This window comes from Raoultella sp., assembly GCF_039594335.1.
Taxonomy (GTDB): domain Bacteria; phylum Pseudomonadota; class Gammaproteobacteria; order Enterobacterales; family Enterobacteriaceae; genus Klebsiella.
The window spans coordinates 45175-63361 of the sequence record NZ_JBCNNS010000009.1; the positions used below are offsets into that span (position 1 = coordinate 45175).

Consider the following 18187-nt stretch of genomic DNA (forward strand, 5'->3'; position numbering starts at 1 on the left):
GATGAGTGAAAAAGAGACCTTCTGGCTAGGTATCGATTGTGGCGGTACTTATCTGAAAGCAGGCCTGTACAACAGCCAGGGGAAAGAATTCGCCATTGAACGCCAGTCCGTTCACACCCTCAGCCCGCAGCCCGGTTGGGCGGAGCGCGACATGACGGCATTGTGGCAGCACTGCGCGGCAACCATTTCCCGCCTGCTGCAACATACCGGCATTCGCGGTGAACAAATCAAAGGCATCGGGATTTCCGCTCAGGGCAAGGGGCTGTTTTTACTGGATAAAAATGACCAACCGCTGGGCACCGCGCTCCTCTCTTCCGATCGCCGCGCGATGGAGATCGTCAAACGCTGGCAGCAGGACGGCATGCCACAAAAGCTCTATCCGTTAACGCGCCAGACCTTATGGACCGGGCACCCGGCTTCACTGCTGCGCTGGGTGAAGGAGCACGAGCCGCAGCGTTACGCACAAATTGGCTGCGTGATGATGGGCCACGATTATCTGCGCTGGTGCCTCACCGGCGTGAAAGGATGCGAAGAGAGCAATATCTCTGAATCCAACCTCTACCATATGACCTCCGGGCGGTACGATCCCTGCCTGACGCAATGGCTTGGCATCAGCGAAATCAACGCTGCGCTGCCGCCCATTGTCGGTTCATCCCAAATCAGCGGTGAAATCACCTCTCAGGCAGCCGCCATTACCGGTCTCGCGGCGGGAACTCCCGTTGTGGGCGGTCTGTTTGATGTGGTTTCTACCGCTCTTTGTGCCGGGCTTGACGACGAGTACACGCTGAACGCCGTAATGGGGACCTGGGCGGTCACCAGCGGCATCGCTGAAGGGCTGCGTGATAACGAAGCGCACCCCTTCGTCTACGGACGCTACGTCAACGATGGCCAGTACATCGTCCACGAAGCCAGTCCCACCTCCTCCGGCAACCTCGAATGGCTGACCGCACAATTTGGCGACATCAGCTTTGATGAAATCAACAAGCTCGTCGACAGCCTGCCGAAAGCCACCAGCGATGTCTTCTTCCTGCCCTTCCTGTACGGCAGTAATGCCGGACTTGATATGACCAGCGGCTTTTATGGCATGCAGGCGCTGCATACCCGAGCGCACCTGTTCCAGGCGGTCTATGAAGGAGTCGTGTTTAGCCACATGACGCACCTCAACCGCATGCGCGAACGCTTCACCGAGGTACGCTCCCTGCGCGTCACCGGCGGCCCCGCGCACTCTCCCGTGTGGATGCAAATGCTGGCGGATGTCAGCGGCCTGCCCGTTGAGCTGCCGCAGGTAGAAGAGACCGGCTGCTTTGGTGCCGCCATTGCAGCCCTCGTCGGCACCGGCGTTTACGCAAACTTCACCGACGCCCAGCAGATCCTCAACTACGAAATGCGCACCCTGACGCCGGACATGAACGCCCACGCGGCCTACCAGCGCAAATACCACCGTTACCAGATTTTAATTGAAGCACTTCAGGGCTTTCACACCCGTATTAAGGAGCACTCTTTATGAGCCGACCATTACTGCAGCTGGCGCTCGATCACACCGACCTTGCCGCCGCCCAGCGCGATGTTGCGTTGTTAAAAGACCGCGTGGATATCGTAGAGGCAGGCACCATTCTCTGCCTGAGCGAGGGGCTAAATGCCATCCGCGCCCTGCGCGCCCAATGCCCGGAAAAACTGATCGTCGCCGACTGGAAAGTCGCTGACGCCGGGGAAACTCTGGCCCAGCAGGCGCTGGAAGCGGGGGCCAACTGGATGACCATCATCTGTGCCGCACCGCTGGCCACCATCGAGAAAGGTCACGCCGTTGCAGCTGCTCGTGGAGGCGAAATCCAAATCGAGCTGTTTGGTCATTGGACCTTCGACGATGCCCGCGACTGGTACAGCGTCGGCGTGCGTCAGGCGATTTATCACCGTGGACGCGACGCCCAGGCGAGCGGCCAGCAGTGGGGCGAAGTGGATCTGGCGCGCATGAAAGCGCTGTCGGATATCGGCCTGGAGCTCTCCGTCACGGGGGGCATCAACCCTGGCGACCTGCCGCTGTTCAAAGAGATTAACGTGAAGGCCTTTATTGCCGGACGCGCCCTCTCCAGCGCCGCGGATCCGCTGCAGGTGGCTGAAGAGTTCCACACCCGCATTCGCGACATCTGGAGAACGTAATTATGCGTAACCATCCATTAGGTATTTATGAAAAAGCGTTATCGAAAGACTTATCCTGGCCAGAGCGTCTGGTTCTGGCTAAAAGCTGCGGCTTCGACTTCGTGGAAATGTCCGTCGACGAAACCGATGAGCGCTTGTCGCGACTCGAATGGACCACCGCCCAGCGCGCCTCGGTAGTGGAAGCGATGCTGGAAACCAATGTGTCGATTCCGTCGATGTGCCTTTCCGCGCATCGCCGTTTTCCGTTCGGTAGCCGCGACGCAGCCGTGCGCGAGCGTGCCAGGGACATCATGACCAAAGCCATCAAGCTGGCGCGCGATTTGGGTATCCGCACCATCCAGCTCGCCGGTTACGATGTCTATTACGAAGAGCATGACGCGGGCACCCAGCAGCGCTTCGCCGAAGGGCTGGCGTGGGCCGTTGAACAGGCGGCAGGTGCTCAGGTGATGTTGGCGGTGGAGATCATGGACACCGCGTTTATGAACTCCATCACCAAGTGGAAAAAATGGGACCAACTGCTCGCCTCGCCGTGGTTCACCGTCTACCCGGACGTGGGCAACCTCAGCGCCTGGGGTAATGACGTCCCGGCAGAGCTGGCACTGGGTATCGACCGCATCGCCGCTATTCATCTGAAAGATACGCAACCAGTCACCGACACCAGCCCAGGCCAGTTCCGTGATGTGCCGTTTGGTGAAGGATGCGTCGATTTCGTCAAGGTCTTCAGCACATTACAGAATCTGAATTATCGCGGTGCATTTCTGATTGAGATGTGGACCGAAAAAGCCAAAGAGCCAGTACTGGAAATCATTCAGGCACGTCGCTGGATTGAAGCCCGTATGGAGGAAGGAGGATTCGTATGTTAGAGCAACTGAAAGCCGAGGTGCTGGCGGCAAACCTGGCGTTGCCCGCTCATGGGCTTGTCACCTTCACCTGGGGTAACGTCAGCGCGGTGGATGAAACCGGCAAACTGATGGTGATTAAGCCTTCAGGCGTGGAGTACGCCGTGATGAAAGCCGAAGATATGGTGGTGGTGGATATCGTCAGCGGCAAAGTGGTGGACGGCAGCAAGAAACCCTCTTCCGATACGCCAACGCACCTGGCGCTATATCGTCGCTTCCCGGAGATCGGCGGCATTGTGCATACTCACTCCCGCCACGCCACCATCTGGTCACAGGCCGGACTGGACCTGCCCGCCTGGGGCACCACCCACGCGGACTATTTCTACGGGACGATTCCATGCACTCGCCTGATGACCTCTGAAGAGATCGGCGGCGAGTACGAATACGAAACCGGCGAAGTGATCGTCAAAACATTTGAGGAACGCGCTCTGAACCCGATGCAGGTTCCAGCGGTCCTGGTGCATTCCCACGGCCCGTTTGCCTGGGGTAAAAATGCCCAGGACGCGGTGCACAATGCGGTAGTGCTGGAAGAGTGCGCCTATATGGGCCTGTTCTCGCGCCAGCTGGCACCACAACTGCCGGATATGCAGTCTGAATTGTTGGATAAACACTACCTGCGTAAGCACGGAGCGAATGCCTATTACGGGCAGTGAGCCTGTCCTCTGCGGCCCCCCTGACGATCTTCTGTGGGAGAGCGTCAGGGATCAGGGCCTCCGACCGCGCAATGCAAAGCCTCATTCCGAATTAATATGCTCCTTACAATACCGCCGCTTCCACGCGGCGGGCGTTATGCCGGTATGCTTGCGGAAGATCTGCCGAAAATAGCCCACATCGTGAAAACCGCACTGCTCCGCCACCTCTTTTAGCGACAGCGAATCGCTGATCAGCAACTTCTCCGCTGCCCGTACACGCTGACGGTGAATGGCTTCGGTTAACGTCAGACGAAAGGCCCGTCGGTAAACCCGCCCTAGATAGTCCACATTGCAGTGCAACTCTTTCGCCAACAGCGACGCCGAAATAGGCAGATGAAAGTGCGTACCGATCATCTGACGGGCTTTCCAGGCCAGCGCAATACCAGGGTTATTCTCCGCTCTTTCACTTAAAGCAGAAGCGGATATCTGCTGTAAAATCAGCAGCAAAATACATTCCAGCGCTACGCTACGATGCACATTTTCCTGCTCATTTAAGAATTGTCGAAATAACCCGGTCATATATTGTGGGTCACTTAACGTTGTGTGCTGCGGTAACATCAACGCCGATGGATGCGCTTTTTTTTCCACCGACGGCGTTAATTCAAAATGCAGCCAGTAGAACTTTAAATCTGCCGGAAATTTCCCCACGCCAACATGACGGCGTTGCGGCCAGAGTAATAAACTTTCTCCTGAATTTACCGTAAAAATCGTATCCTCTTCACGGATCGTTAATGTCCCCTTTTCAACAAAAATAACCTCCCAGGAATGCAGGGTACGCGATGGGTGGCTCCCCACACCGCGAGAAATAAATAACCCTCCGTTTTGCACCCGTATCGGAAGCGCTATGGATAATTCGAGCATAACTATGTCAACTCTCGCTATTACGTGATGAAAACAAACGCCTTATTATTGATTATTAACGAAAACAGGATGACTTAGCGGATCGAAATCACATTTTCTCAATCAGGTCGGAATCATCACCTTTTTGTACTTTTCCCTTCCCTTGCTGTGTGCTGAATTCAATGCAAAATAAAAAGGTACTTTGCAAACTACACAACAAGAGCCACAACCAAGCGGCTTATTTTCTGGAAACAAAATCTCCGAATATGTGAGGCGTTCTCCATGACTTCGACATTAATTTCCACTGCCGATTCGGCGCAAAAAGCGCTGGACGATAAATTGTCCGTACGTGAAAAAGTCGGCTACGGACTTGGGGATGCAGGCGGAACGGTCATAACCTGCCTGATCATGAACTTTTTAACTTTTTTCTATACCGATGTCTTCGGGCTAACGCCCGCGCTGGTCGGGACTCTGTTCCTGGCACTGCGCATTTTCGACGCGATTTCCGACCCGATCATGGGCGCTCTGGTCGACCGAACTCAAAGCCGCTGGGGACGTTTTCGTCCCTGGCAGCTGTGGATTGCCGTGCCGATCGGCATCATCGGCGTACTGACGTTTACCGTGCCTGATGCCAGCATGGGAGTAAAAATCGCCTGGGCATTCGGCACCTATCTTCTGCTGTCGATCAGCTACACCGCGATTAACGTGCCGTACTGTGCGCTGATCAACACCATGACCACTCGTCATAGTGAAGTGATCTCATGCCAGGCGTGGCGTTTTGTATTATGCGGCGTGGCAGGATTTTTGGTTTCCGTCGGGTTACCGTGGCTGGTGAAAACGTTGGGCCAGGGTAATACCGCTCAGGGATATCAGTATGGCGTTGGCGTACTCTGTGCCATTGCGGTGGTGATGTTCCTGTGCTGTTTCTTCTGGGTTCGCGAACGTGTCTCGCTGGATGTGATGGGGAAATTTACCCTGCGAGAACATATTGCCGGACTGCGTAGAAACGACCAGTTGCTGTTGATGCTGGTGATGTCATTCCTGCTGATCAACGTTTTTAATATCCGTGGCGGCGGCTACATGTACTTCATCACCTACGTCCTTGGAGGATCCACCGGCTACATCTCGCTATTTTTCACCATGGTGACCTTCGCGTCGATTTTCGGCTCCATCATCATCAACCTGCTTTCACACCACTTCGATACCGTCAAGCTCTACTACTACACCAACCTGGTGCTGGCTGCTCTGGCAATCGCGATGTGGTTTTTACCGACCGGCCATGCATACCAGACCCTGTGGCTAGTGGTGATCCTCGGCAACGGTATCATTCTCGGCTTCACCTTACCGCTGCACTTCTCGTTGATGGCCTTCTCTGACGACTACGGCGAATGGAAGGCCGGCGTGCGCTCTTCCGGCATGAACTTCGCCTTTAATCTGTTCTTCATCAAACTGGCATGGGCTTCCAGCGCCGGCATCATCAGCCTCGTGTTTATTTACGTGTCCTATCATCCGGGTGCAGAACACCAGACGGCATCATCGCTGGCCGGTATCACAACCATGGAAACCCTGCTGCCCGCCCTTTTCCATCTGCTGCTCGCCTTCGCTATCCGCGCCTGCAAGCTCAATAATCCGATGATGGCGCGCATTGCCAGCGACCTGCGCACGCGCCACGTTCAGCCTTAAGGAGTCCGTCATGTCTGTTATGGAAGTCGATCTGCACAAACTGAAAATCACCGATCCGTTCCTCGGTCAGTACCAGCAACTGGTGCGCGACGTGGTGATCCCCTACCAATGGGATGCGCTTAACGACCGCATCGAGGAGACCGATCCAAGCCATGCGATAGAAAACTTCCGTATCGCCGCCGGACGCCAGCAAGGCGAATTTTACGGTATGGTTTTTCAGGACAGTGACGTGGCGAAATGGCTGGAAGCCGTCGCCTGGTCGTTGTGCCAGAAGCCAGATGCCGGGCTGGAAAAGACCGCTGATGAAGTGATTGAACTGGTGGCTGACGCCCAGTGTGAAGATGGCTACCTGAATACCTACTTCACGGTCAAAGCACCAACGGAACGCTGGACGAATCTCGCCGAATGCCACGAGCTCTACTGCGCCGGGCACATGATTGAAGCTGGCGTCGCCTTCTTCCAGGCCACCGGCAAACGCCGCCTGCTGGAAGTGGTTTGTCGCCTGGCGGACCATATCGACAGCGTGTTTGGCCCCGGAGAAAATCAGCTACACGGCTACCCAGGGCACCCGGAAATTGAGCTGGCATTGATGCGCCTGTATGACGTAACCCGGGAGCCGCGCTACCTGGCGTTGACGAACTACTTCGTTGAAGCGCGCGGAACGCAGCCGCATTTTTACGATATCGAATATGAAAAGCGCGGTAAAACCTCCTACTGGAATACCTATGGCCCGGCATGGATGGTGAAGGATAAGCCCTATAGCCAGGCACACCAGCCGATTGCTGAACAGTCTGTCGCCATCGGTCATGCGGTGCGCTTTGTCTACCTGATGACCGGCGTTGCCCATCTCGCCCGTTTAAGCCAGGACGAAGGCAAGCGCCGGGACTGTCTGCGCCTGTGGCAGAACATGGCCCGGCGCCAGCTGTATATCACCGGCGGCATCGGTTCGCAGAGCAGCGGGGAGGCGTTCAGCAGCGACTATGACCTGCCAAACGATACGGTGTATGCCGAAAGTTGCGCATCCATCGGTTTAATGATGTTTGCTCGCCGAATGCTGGAAATGGAGGCCGACAGCCAGTACGCCGACGTGATGGAACGCGCGCTGTATAACACCGTGCTGGGCGGAATGGCGCTGGACGGTAAACACTTTTTCTACGTTAACCCGCTGGAAGTGCACCCGAAGTCGTTAAAATTCAACCATATTTATGACCATGTGAAACCCGTTCGTCAGCGCTGGTTTGGCTGCGCCTGCTGCCCGCCGAATATCGCCCGCGTACTCACTTCGCTGGGACACTACATCTACACGCCGCATGACGAGGCGCTCTACATCAATCTGTATATCGGCAACAGCGCAGAGATCCCGGTCGGCGACAAGACATTGCGGCTACGTATCAGCGGCAACTATCCGTGGCAGGAGCGGGTAAAAATCGCCATTGACTCCTCCACGCCGGTGAATCATACCCTCGCGCTGCGCCTGCCAGACTGGTGCGAAAACCCGCAGGTGACGATGAACGGTATTGCGGTTGAACGGGATGTGCGCAAAGGTTATCTGCACATCAGCCGTCGCTGGCAGGAAGGCGACATTATCCTGCTAACACTGCCAATGCCGGTGCGCCGCGTCTACGGTAATCCGCTGGTGCGCCATCAGGCCGGCCAGGTCGCCGTACAGCGAGGGCCGCTGGTATATTGTCTGGAGCAGGCGGACAACGGCGAGCAGTTGCATAACCTGCAGCTGCCGCGCAACGCCCGGTTCAGCACTTTTGAAGGAAAAGGAATATTTGCGCATAAAATGCTTCTTCAGGCGCCGGGTTATAAGCAAACGGCGAAGAATGCGGAAAACCAGGCACTATGGAGTTATGACCACACGCCGGCCACGCGCCAGCTTCAGACCTTAACCTTTATTCCGTGGTTTAGCTGGGCGAATCGCGGCGAAGGAGAAATGCGCATCTGGGTGGAAGAAACGGACGAATAAACGCGGGAGGTATCGCTGCGCCCCGAGGGAATTTAACCAGAAAACCCCCGGCGGCGCTGTGCTGACCAGGCCAGAGGGGCGCACACGGGCTGCCGCTGGCCGGACGCCTGAAGAGACTTAAAGAAACAACGCTTTATCGCGCAGGATATGGTCATTACCACGACGGCGGGTAAAGCCAATCCGGTCGAAATATTCGAGAATCTGAATCGCCAGCTTCCGCCCGACGTTCAGCGTATCGCGAAAGTCTGCCGCACAGGTTGAACCGCGCAACTGATCCAAATCGCGGATCATTCTGGCAAAAGTCACAATCCGATCGTTGCGATAATAACGATCTTTGACGATCGCGGTAATCATGCCCTGCTGTGCCGCCTGCCGCAGCACCGCCCGCATCAGCGACTCTTCAACACCCGCCTCTTTCGCCAGGTCGCGTACCCACCAGGGCTCATCGGCAAACAGGTCGGCAACCCGTAGCCAGATGGCCTGCTGCTCTTCGGTAAAGCCCGCTTTGTGTTCCGGCAGATGCAACCATCCGTGATGGCTGCCGATAATGCCACTGGCGCGCATCTGTTCAATCAGCAGCAGTACCAGCGCTTCGTCCTCCATCGGCAGCGCAATGCGCCGCAGACGTTCGCGGCCCGGTCCAGGCTCGTCGCGATGCTGATCGTGATAGCGCGCCAGCGCATCAAGGAGTTTTGTCTGCCAGCGTGCCGCCAGCGCAGGGCTGAGCAAGTTATGACCGGCCTGCAGATAGCCAGCGTTGTGGGTCAGCGCCACCAGGCCATTTTCGTTCAGCTGGCGAGCCCAGGCAAACTCATCCAGACGTACCGCATCACGTTGCAGGTGCGTCTCCAGCGCCTGAGCATCCGCCGCCGCCGCCGCAAGCGCATGCAGCCACTGCAGATATTCTGCTTTCCGTTTCCCGCGACGCGGCGGATTTAGCGTCACCACGCGGGCACCCGCCAGGGTCGCGCGGGCGGAGATATCGCGCAGCACCAACCGGTCGTTATCTGCCAGCCACAGTGGAGTATCGAGTACCAGTTCGGCGAGATTGCCCTCCAGCAGCGATACGCGTCCGGTTATATGGCTGGCGGCATGGTGGATATGCAAAGACTGCCATTGTGTCAACGGCGTGTGGCACTGCAATTCAACAATTACTCGCCCGGACGGCTCGGGAGGCTGAGTGGACAGCAACCAGTCGCCGCGATTCAGCGCCTCTTTCTGCGCATCGCCGACAATATTCAGCGCGATTCGCTGACCGGCCCACGCCCGGTCGACCGGCTGGTTTTGCGCATGCAGCCCGCGCACGCGCATCGGCTTATTCACCCCGGTCAGCCATAGCGTATCGCCGACGTTGACCTCACCGCTGAGCGCGGTGCCGGTTACCACCAGGCCCGCCCCTTTTACGGTGAAGGCGCGATCGATAGCCAGACGAAAACGCTGATGCTGCGGGTGGGTGCGTTCAGGTAGCCAGCGCAGATGTTCGCACAGCTCGTCAACCCCCCGGTTTTCCGTCGCCGCGGTGACAAACAGCGTCGCATGGGTAAAAGCAAATTCGGCCAGCACCGCTTCCACATCGGCATGCACCTCGCTCACGCGCGCCGCATCAACGCGATCGGCTTTGGTCAACGCCACCGTCAGCGACGGCTTTCCCGTCAGTTGCAGGATAGCCAGATGTTCGCGGGTCTGCGCCATCACGCCGTCATCGCAGGCCACCACCAGCAACGCGTGGTCAATGCCGCCCACGCCCGCCAGCATGTTTGACAGAAACTTTTCGTGGCCCGGAACATCGATAAATCCCAGCACACGACCATCGGGCTGGGGCCAGTAGGCGTACCCCAGATCGATCGTCATCCCGCGTGATTTCTCTTCCGGCAAGCGGTCGGCATTAACGCCGGTGATCGCCTGCAGCAGCGTCGTTTTGCCGTGGTCAACATGTCCGGCGGTGGCAATAATCATTGTAATAACATCTCCATAAACCGGGGTTCATCTTCAAGACAGCGCAAGTCCAGCCACAGACGCCCATCGTAAATCCGGCCGATAACCGGGATCGTCCGCCCACGCCAACGGGCCGCCAGCGCCTCCAACTGACTGCCACGACCATCGCGCGGCGTAAAGGTCAGCGCGGCCCCAGGCAGGCGGTCCACCGGTAGCGAACCGCTGCCGATTTGCGACTGACATGGCTCCACCCGTACCTCAAACTCCGCGTAATGCGCGGCCAGCAACGGCTGCAAACGCAACGCCTGCGCCAGAATCGCCTCCGCCGTGCGGGTCAGCAGGCGCAAGGTAGGCAGCCGATCGGCCAGCGTTTCCGGATGCAGATAGAGCCGCAGAGTGGCTTCCAGCGCGGCAAGGGTCATTTTATCCGCCCGCAGCGCGCGCTTAAGCGGGTGCTGCTGCAGGCGGGCAATCATAGCCTTCTCACCCACGATAATCCCCGCCTGTGGGCCGCCCAGCAGCTTATCGCCGGAGAAGCTCACCAGACTGACGCCCGCCGCGATCATCTCCTGTGGCATCGGCTCTTTCGGCAGACCATACTGGCTCAAATCAACCAGCGAACCGCTGCCCAGATCAGCGACCACCGGAATGCCCGCTTCGCGGCCAATCGCCGCCAGCCCGGCTTCATCGACGGCTGCCGTGAAGCCCTCGATGCTGTAATTGCTGGTATGGACCTTCATCAACAGCCCGGTATTGTCATTCACGGCCTGGCGATAATCTTTTGCATGGGTGCGGTTGGTGGTGCCGACTTCATGCAGGATGCAACCCGCCTGGCGCATCACATCGGGAATGCGGAATGCGCCGCCGATCTCCACCAGCTCGCCGCGCGAGAGCACCACTTCTTTACCGCCGGCAGTGGCCGCCAGCATCAACAGCACCGCTGCGGCGTTATTGTTAACGATGCAGGCATCTTCCGCGCCGGTTATGCGGCATAGCAGATCCGCCAGCGCCCGATCGCGGTGGCCGCGCCCGGCATCATCCAGGCTGTACTCCAGCGTGACCGGAGCGCGCATCGCCTGGGTGACCGCTTCAACCGCCGCTTCCGCCTGGATGGCGCGCCCCAGGTTGGTATGCAGCACCGTGCCGGTGAGGTTGAACACCGGACGCAGCGCGCTTTGCCCGGTTTGCGCCAGCCGTCGCCCGGTTTCCTGCGGCCAGTCATCGCACCAGCCCGGTAGCGCCTGCGCCTGACGAATGTATTCCCGCGCCTCCTCCAGCATCTGGCGCAGGAGCGCCACCACCTGAGCATGACCATAGCGGGCCAGCACAGTAGAAAAAGCGGGGTCGCGAAGCAAACGGTCGGTGGCCGGAAGCCGGGTGTAAAGCACACGAATATCGGTAGTCATGAATGGACCTGGCGGTAAATTATTTGCCCCCCTCCCGACGGGAGAGGGAGTCAACAAATCAGCAGTGATTGTAACGTCTCCGGGGGGAAACTGTTACCTGCCTGGGTCAAGTCCTCGGCGGTTCGGTACGGGCAAAACTGTCGCGCTGAAAAAGCGCATCGACCAGCTTAATCAGCTGAGGCCGGGTCGCACACCAGCCGGGCGCAACCCGCCGAAAGTTAAGATAGGCAATGGCGCACGCCGCTGAAATCGTCGCCAGATTAACCTCATCGATACGCAGGCTGCCGTCGGCGACATAGGCTTCCAGCGCATCAAGGCCCCGAGCCACTTTTTCCCGCTGGCGCAACAGCTCGCTTTCTGACTGCTGCGCCGCCGGACGGCTCTTTTCGCGCACCAGTGCCTGCGCCGCCTCCATTACGCCATCGGCCAGCGCCTCCAGCTGGCGCATTTTCAACGCCGCTTTCGGGTCCGATGGCGCCATTGCCGGCGCAGCGCCGAGCTGATCAAGGTATTGCGCGATGATCGGGGAGTCATACCAGCATTCGCCGCTGTCAGTGACCAACACCGGCACCTTGCCCAGGGGATTATATTTCCCGACGCCGTTCACGTCCTGGTAGGGAAATTCATTGACGAATTCGAAGGGGAGGTTTTTCTCCAGCAGAATGACGGAGATTTTACGCACAAAGGGACTGGTGTAGCTGCCGATCAGTTTCATTGCCTGCTCCTTATCGCCAACAAAAAGGTAAGTATGGTTCACTCGAAGGCAAAAGGCAGGTCAGACTTAACGTCAGCCTGCCCTCATCGCAATTAATGGTCCAGATAGAGGTAGTGTATCCAACTGGCCATGCGGAGCAGGACCTTTCTCATGACCGATACATGGCTGAAATGGTCAGAATAGACCGCCACCTGGGCATAAATACCGTCCGGCAGCGAGTCTACATCCGCGTTGGGGTCCAGCTCAATCGTCGCCAGTACACCATCGGTTCCCGGTACCACCGTCAGCGACTGCAATGCCCCCTGCGCCTGGTAAGATCCCCCCGGTACAACAGGAAGAATACGGGTCAGCTTACCATGGAACACCGGGCCCGGCAGCGCGTTAAAGACCGCTTCAGCGTCATCGCCTGGCTTCAGTCGCAGCAGCGAGTTTTGGCGGAACTGAGCGACAATCTGCCGTTTTTGTTCCGGGATAAAGACCATCACCGGGCGTAGCGGCAGCGCTGCCGCATAAGCGCCGGGACGGATCAGAACCTGGGTAACATAGCCCTCGCCTGGCGCACGAATCACGGTCTGATCGAGGTTATATTTCGCCTCCGCCAACTGTGCTCGCAGACTCGCAACCTGCGACTGTTCACCGCCTACCATGCTGTCCAGCTGACTCTGTATCTGCGCCTGCTCGGCAACCGAAGCTTTCACTAACGCATCCTGTGCCAGATAGTTTTGCCGGGCGTTATCGATATCGCTTTCAGAGAACGGGTTGACCCGCGCCTGGCTGCCTTTCAGATAGCGCTGATAGTCTTTGTAGAGACGATCGCGCTCGGCGGAAACACGCACCGTGTTCGCCTGCGCTTCAGAGTATTGATGCCATGCAGCGCGGTCATCAGATCGGCCTGCAGTCTGTCTACCCGGGCCTGATAGCGCGCGGGATCAATCGTAAACAGAACATCGCCCTTTTTGACACGTTGATCCGTTTTAGCCGTCACGGCACTGGCAATACCGGTTACCTGAGGCGTAATGGGAATGGAAATAACCGCCTTTTGAGCGATAAATGTATAAGGATGGTTATAGTTCATTAATAAAATAAGGGCGCCGACGAGAAATATACCGCCTAATGCCGCCGTGGCCAGGGTCCACTGGTTAACCGGAATACGGAATATTTTAAAAACCGCCCATACAATCGCCACATAGGTCAATACAATTAAAAGATCCATGATTAGCGCTCCGGGGTCTCTCTATCTGCGGATGAGGGTACCGCACCCAGTTTTTTTCCAACTCGGCAACGCGTTGTGAAAGCCGATCGAGATCGGGATCGCGCGTGGATGACGAGGGGAGATGCGATTTCATTCCCCACCCGCGCTCGGGCTGATACAGCGTGGCCCAAATCCACAGGAATGGCCAGATAACATGCAGCGTAAACAGGCTCACCCAACCGGCGGTATGGATGGCATCAGCGTGGGGATGATTACGTTTTTTAGCCATTAAATAGGGAATATCATGAATCGCGATAATTCCATAAAAGAGAACCAGAAAAACAAAAACTCATACGCCTAACGCAAAATAGCTGAGAAACATAGATGCCTCACTAAACACGACGTTAGCTCATCAATAATATAAAATGGTAAGCAACCAAATTAATTAATGAAATTAAATAAAAGGATGATTTACTTATAATTCAAGGCCAGGAAATATTGTTTTTAGCTATTCTCCTTGCAAGTTTTAAGTGTGGAAGAATATATCCTGAAAAGCTATATACTTATCTTTACATGTTGAGCTTAAGCCACATTTTTACTTTTTTCCATACAACCCGCCGATGACGTTTTTTCATTGTGAAGTCGGTTTACCGACGCCTGTCGCAGAGCAGGTGCCAGAGTTTGCCAGCGATCACATCCGCAAAATTCAGCCAATTATTTTTTGTGATCAATATCACAATATTGAGACAAACCAAAAGAAATATTATGTGATGCAATTCACATTAATTAGCCTAACTGGGCTAATTTTGACCCGCTGTGTTTTTTTTGCACACTTATTTTGTGATGAACATCACTACAAATGAGTGTCAGATACCTATATTCATGTGATCGTAATCACACAAAAACCCACCGACTGGACAGTTTAATGATTCAGTGCCAGATTCGCTTTATCAATCAGGGTCCGGCGACCTCTGCCGTCATATTCACAACAAGCCTCAGGCTTTTAGCCTACGCGATAAGCAAAACAGAAGAAGGGGTGTTTTATGTCATCCGATATCAAGATCAAGGTGCAAAGCTTTGGTCGTTTCCTCAGCAATATGGTGATGCCAAATATCGGCGCGTTTATCGCGTGGGGTATCATCACCGCATTATTCATACCGACAGGATGGTTACCGAACGAGACGCTGGCGAAGTTAGTCGGCCCGATGATCACCTACCTGCTGCCGCTGCTTATCGGCTATACCGGCGGTAAGTTAATTGGCGGTGAGCGTGGCGGCGTCGTCGGTGCCATTACCACAATGGGCGTCATCGTCGGTGCGGATATGCCGATGTTCCTCGGCGCCATGATCGCAGGTCCGCTGGGCGGCTGGGCGATTAAACATTTTGATAGCTGGGTAGATGGCAAGATTAAGTCCGGTTTCGAGATGCTGGTGAACAACTTCTCCGCCGGTATTATCGGGATGATCCTCGCAATTCTGGCATTCCTCGGCATTGGCCCGGCGGTTGAAGTCCTGTCCAAAGTTCTGGCGGCGGGCGTTAACTTCATGGTTGTCCATGACATGCTGCCGCTGGCATCTATCTTCGTTGAGCCGGCGAAAATCCTGTTCCTGAACAACGCCATCAACCACGGTATCTTCTCGCCGCTGGGTATTCAACAGTCTCATGAACTGGGCAAATCAATCTTCTTCCTGATTGAAGCCAACCCGGGTCCGGGGATGGGCGTGCTGATGGCATACATGCTCTTTGGTCGCGGTAACGCGAAGCAGTCTGCAGGCGGTGCCGCTATCATCCACTTCCTGGGCGGTATCCACGAAATCTACTTCCCGTATGTGCTGATGAACCCACGTCTGATCCTTGCCGTTATTCTCGGCGGTATGACCGGCGTGTTCACCCTGACTATCCTCAACGGCGGTCTGGTCTCTCCTGCTTCCCCTGGTTCTATCCTTGCAGTGCTGGCGATGACGCCGAAAGGGGCCTACTTCGCTAACATCGCGGCAATTATTGCGGCAATGGCCGTCTCCTTTGTGGTCTCCTCCATTCTGCTGAAAACCAGCAAAGTGAAAGAAGAAGATGATATTGATGCTGCGACCCGTCGCATGCAGGATATGAAAGCTGAATCCAAAGGTGGGGCCACACCGCTGTCTGCAGGTACCGTGGCTAACGATCTGAGCCACGTTCGCAAAATTATCGTGGCCTGCGATGCCGGCATGGGTTCCAGCGCCATGGGTGCCGGGGTGCTGCGTAAAAAAGTGCAGGATGCGGGGCTGAGCAATATTTCCGTCACCAACTGCGCCATTAACAACCTGCCGCCGGATGTCGACCTGGTGATTACCCACCGCGATCTGACCGAGCGTGCGATGCGCCAGGTACCGCAGGCCCAGCACATTTCGCTGACCAACTTCCTCGACAGCGGTCTGTACACCAGCCTGACCGAGCGTCTGGTGGCCGCGCAGCGCCATACTGATAACGAAGAGAAAGTGCACGACAGTCTGAAAGACAGCTTCGATGCCGCCGACACAAATCTGTTCAAGCTTGGCGCAGAGAATATCTTCCTTGGTCGCAAAGCGGCGACGAAAGAAGAGGCGATCCGCTATGCGGGCGAGCAGCTGGTGAAAGGCGGTTACGTTGAGCCGGAATATGTGCAGGCGATGCTGGATCGTGAAAAACTAACTTCCACCTACCTGGGCGAGTCCATCGCGGTCCCCCACGGCACGATTGAAGCCAAAGACCGCGTCCTGAAGACCGGGGTGGTGTTCTGCCAGTACCCGGAAGGGGTTCGCTTTGGCGAAGACGAAGATGACGTTGCCCGTCTGGTTATCGGTATCGCAGCACGCAATAACGAGCACATTCATGTAATTACCAGTCTGACTAACGCATTGGATGATGAGTCGGTGATTGAGCGCCTGACCCACACCACCAGTGTTGAGGAAGTGCTGGCGCTGCTGAAAGGCAACAAAGCGTAAACGCTCCCGGCCACGCCGGGAAACGAATCACCCTCTCTCTCTGGCTGGAGGGGGAGGGTTCGGGTGAGGGACAACCCTCACCCGAACCCTCTCAGGTAAAAACATTAATGAAGGTTAATACTATGAATGCATTACATTTTGGCGCAGGTAATATCGGACGTGGCTTCATCGGCAAAGTGCTGGCTGACGCGGGGATCGCTTTAACATTCGCCGATGTGAATCAGGTGGTACTTGATGCCCTGAATGCCCGTCATAGCTATCAGGTTCACGTCGTCGGTGAAAACGAGCAGGTCGATACCGTCTCCGGTGTCAATGCCGTCAGCAGCATCGGCGATGAAGTCATTGATCTGATTGCCAGCGTTGACCTGATCACCACCGCCGTCGGCCCGGTTGTGCTGGAGCGCATTGCACCGGCTCTTGCGAAAGGGCTGACGAAGCGTAAAGCGCAAGGGATAACCACCCCGCTAAACATTATTGCCTGCGAAAACATGGTGCGCGGAACCACACAGCTCAAAGCTCATGTGTTTAACGCCCTGGCGGAAGAAGACAAAGCCTGGGTAGAAGCCAACGTCGGCTTTGTGGATTCCGCTGTTGACCGCATTGTTCCCCCGTCTGCCTCTGCAACGCATGACCCGCTGGAAGTGACCGTGGAAACCTTTAGCGAGTGGATTGTCGATCAAACTCAGTTTAAAGGCACCTTGCCAGCGATCCCTGGCATGGAATTAACCGACAACCTGATGGCATTTGTCGAACGCAAGCTATTCACCTTAAACACCGGACATGCTATAACCGCCTACCTCGGAAAACTGGCCGGGCACCAGACAATCCGCGACGCGATTCTTGATGAGAACATTCGCGCCGTGGTGAAAGGAGCCATGGAAGAGAGCGGCGCGGTACTGATCAAACGCTACGGCTTTGATGCGCAGAAGCACGCCGCCTACATCCAGAAAATCCTCGGCCGTTTCGAGAATCCGTACCTGAAAGATGACGTTGAGCGCGTGGGTCGTCAGCCGCTGCGTAAACTGAGCGCGGGCGATCGTCTGATCAAGCCGCTGCTTGGTACGCTGGAATATGACCTGCCGCACGTCAATCTGGTCAAAGGGATCGCTGCAGCAATGCACTTCCGCAGCGAAGAAGACCCGCAGGCGCAGGAGCTGGCGGCCTTGATTAACGAGAAGGGCCCACAGGCTGCGCTGGCACAGATTTCTGGTCTGGATGCAGCAAGTGCCGTGGTGACCGAGGCCGTTAACGACTATAACGCCACCAAATGAGGCAAGACCTGGCGCGGTACGAACCGCGCCCATTACTACTCCTGTCAGATATGCAGGCAATAATGGAAGAAACACAGGCATTTGAAAACCGCGTGCTTGAGCGTCTGAATGCTGGCAAAACCGTACGAAGCTTCCTGATCACCACCGTCGAGCTCCTCACGGAAGCGGTCAATATTCTGGTGCTTCAGGTGTTCCGTAAAGACGACTACGCGGTGAAATACGCGGTGGAGCCATTGCTGGATGGCGATGGGCCGCTGGGAGACCTTTCTGTACGCCTGAAGCTGATTTACGGCCTTGGGGTGATTAGTCGCGCCGAATACGAAGACGCCGAGCTGCTGATGACTCTGCGTGAAGAGCTGAATCACGACGGAAATGAGTACGGTTTTACCGATGATGAAATTCTTGGGCCTTTCGGCGAACTGCATTGCGTGACCGCCCTGCCGCCGACGCCGCTGTTCGATG

Annotated in this window: 14 protein-coding genes and 1 pseudogene; 9 read left to right on the forward strand and 6 right to left on the reverse strand. The window is 56.2% G+C overall.

The features are described from left to right. The first annotated feature begins 1 nt into the window (after window position 1). From ACZAHD_RS02830 to araD, 4 genes are read left to right on the forward strand one after another with little or no spacing between them, the layout of a single operon-like run. Entirely contained in the window at window positions 2-1507 is a 1506-nt protein-coding gene (locus ACZAHD_RS02830) for an FGGY-family carbohydrate kinase (protein ID WP_462455445.1), read from the forward strand. Beyond that, window positions 1504-2157: a 3-keto-L-gulonate-6-phosphate decarboxylase UlaD gene (gene ulaD / locus ACZAHD_RS02835; RefSeq protein ID WP_462455446.1), complete on the forward strand. Its 654-nt coding sequence runs from the start codon at window positions 1504-1506 to the stop codon at window positions 2155-2157. The genes ACZAHD_RS02830 and ulaD overlap by 4 nt, the downstream gene beginning before the upstream one ends. Before the next feature lie 2 nt (window positions 2158-2159). Next, entirely contained in the window at window positions 2160-3020 is an 861-nt protein-coding gene (locus tag ACZAHD_RS02840; RefSeq protein WP_462455447.1) for an L-ribulose-5-phosphate 3-epimerase, read from the forward strand. Next, entirely contained in the window at window positions 3014-3709 is a 696-nt protein-coding gene (gene araD / locus ACZAHD_RS02845) for an L-ribulose-5-phosphate 4-epimerase (RefSeq protein WP_462455448.1), read from the forward strand. The genes ACZAHD_RS02840 and araD overlap by 7 nt, the downstream gene beginning before the upstream one ends. Before the next feature lie 81 nt (window positions 3710-3790). Here the strand turns inward: araD and ACZAHD_RS02850 are convergent, their stop codons facing one another. Then, window positions 3791-4609, reverse strand: a complete 819-nt coding sequence (locus tag ACZAHD_RS02850; RefSeq protein ID WP_462455449.1) for a helix-turn-helix domain-containing protein — start codon at window positions 4607-4609, stop codon at window positions 3791-3793. A gap of 261 nt (window positions 4610-4870) precedes the next feature. On the opposite strand from ACZAHD_RS02850, the gene ACZAHD_RS02855 reads away from it, so the two are divergent. Both ACZAHD_RS02855 and ACZAHD_RS02860 read left to right on the forward strand, forming a co-directional pair. Continuing rightward, complete coding sequence (locus ACZAHD_RS02855) at window positions 4871-6271, forward strand: MFS transporter (RefSeq protein ID WP_462455450.1); 1401 nt, start codon at window positions 4871-4873, stop codon at window positions 6269-6271. A 10-nt stretch (window positions 6272-6281) separates the two neighbouring features. Beyond that, window positions 6282-8243: a glycoside hydrolase family 127 protein gene (locus ACZAHD_RS02860; RefSeq protein ID WP_462455451.1), complete on the forward strand. Its 1962-nt coding sequence runs from the start codon at window positions 6282-6284 to the stop codon at window positions 8241-8243. 117 nt (window positions 8244-8360) lie between these two features. On the opposite strand, the gene selB is transcribed toward ACZAHD_RS02860, so the two are convergent. The 5 genes and pseudogenes from selB to ACZAHD_RS02885 form a co-directional block, all read right to left on the reverse strand. Next, on the reverse strand, window positions 8361-10199 hold the full coding sequence (gene selB, locus ACZAHD_RS02865; RefSeq protein WP_462455452.1) for a selenocysteine-specific translation elongation factor: 1839 nt from the start codon (window positions 10197-10199) through the stop codon (window positions 8361-8363). Then, window positions 10196-11584: an L-seryl-tRNA(Sec) selenium transferase gene (gene selA / locus ACZAHD_RS02870; protein ID WP_462455453.1), complete on the reverse strand. Its 1389-nt coding sequence runs from the start codon at window positions 11582-11584 to the stop codon at window positions 10196-10198. Before selA ends, selB begins: the two co-directional genes overlap by 4 nt. Before the next feature lie 106 nt (window positions 11585-11690). After that, window positions 11691-12299, reverse strand: a complete 609-nt coding sequence (locus ACZAHD_RS02875) for a glutathione S-transferase (RefSeq protein ID WP_462455454.1) — start codon at window positions 12297-12299, stop codon at window positions 11691-11693. 92 nt (window positions 12300-12391) lie between these two features. Then, window positions 12392-13512 (reverse strand): annotated as a pseudogene (locus ACZAHD_RS02880) (HlyD family secretion protein). After that, the gene (locus ACZAHD_RS02885; RefSeq protein ID WP_462455461.1) at window positions 13460-13828 is read right to left on the reverse strand and encodes a DUF3302 domain-containing protein; all 369 of its coding nucleotides are present in this window, start codon (window positions 13826-13828) and stop codon (window positions 13460-13462) included. Before ACZAHD_RS02885 ends, ACZAHD_RS02880 begins: the two are co-directional and overlap by 53 nt. A gap of 706 nt (window positions 13829-14534) precedes the next feature. On the opposite strand from ACZAHD_RS02885, the gene ACZAHD_RS02890 reads away from it, so the two are divergent. From ACZAHD_RS02890 to mtlR, 3 genes are all read left to right on the forward strand, one after another. Continuing rightward, window positions 14535-16454, forward strand: a complete 1920-nt coding sequence (locus ACZAHD_RS02890) for a PTS mannitol transporter subunit IICBA (RefSeq protein WP_462455455.1) — start codon at window positions 14535-14537, stop codon at window positions 16452-16454. 122 nt (window positions 16455-16576) lie between these two features. Beyond that, window positions 16577-17725 carry a mannitol-1-phosphate 5-dehydrogenase gene (gene mtlD / locus ACZAHD_RS02895; protein ID WP_462455456.1) on the forward strand — a complete coding sequence of 383 codons (1149 nt, stop codon included), beginning with the start codon at window positions 16577-16579 and terminating at the stop codon, window positions 17723-17725. After that, window positions 17722-18187, forward strand: a 466-nt coding sequence (gene mtlR, locus ACZAHD_RS02900; RefSeq protein ID WP_462455457.1) for a mannitol operon repressor MtlR, incomplete at its 3' end; no start/stop codon positions are given. The genes mtlD and mtlR, both read left to right, overlap by 4 nt.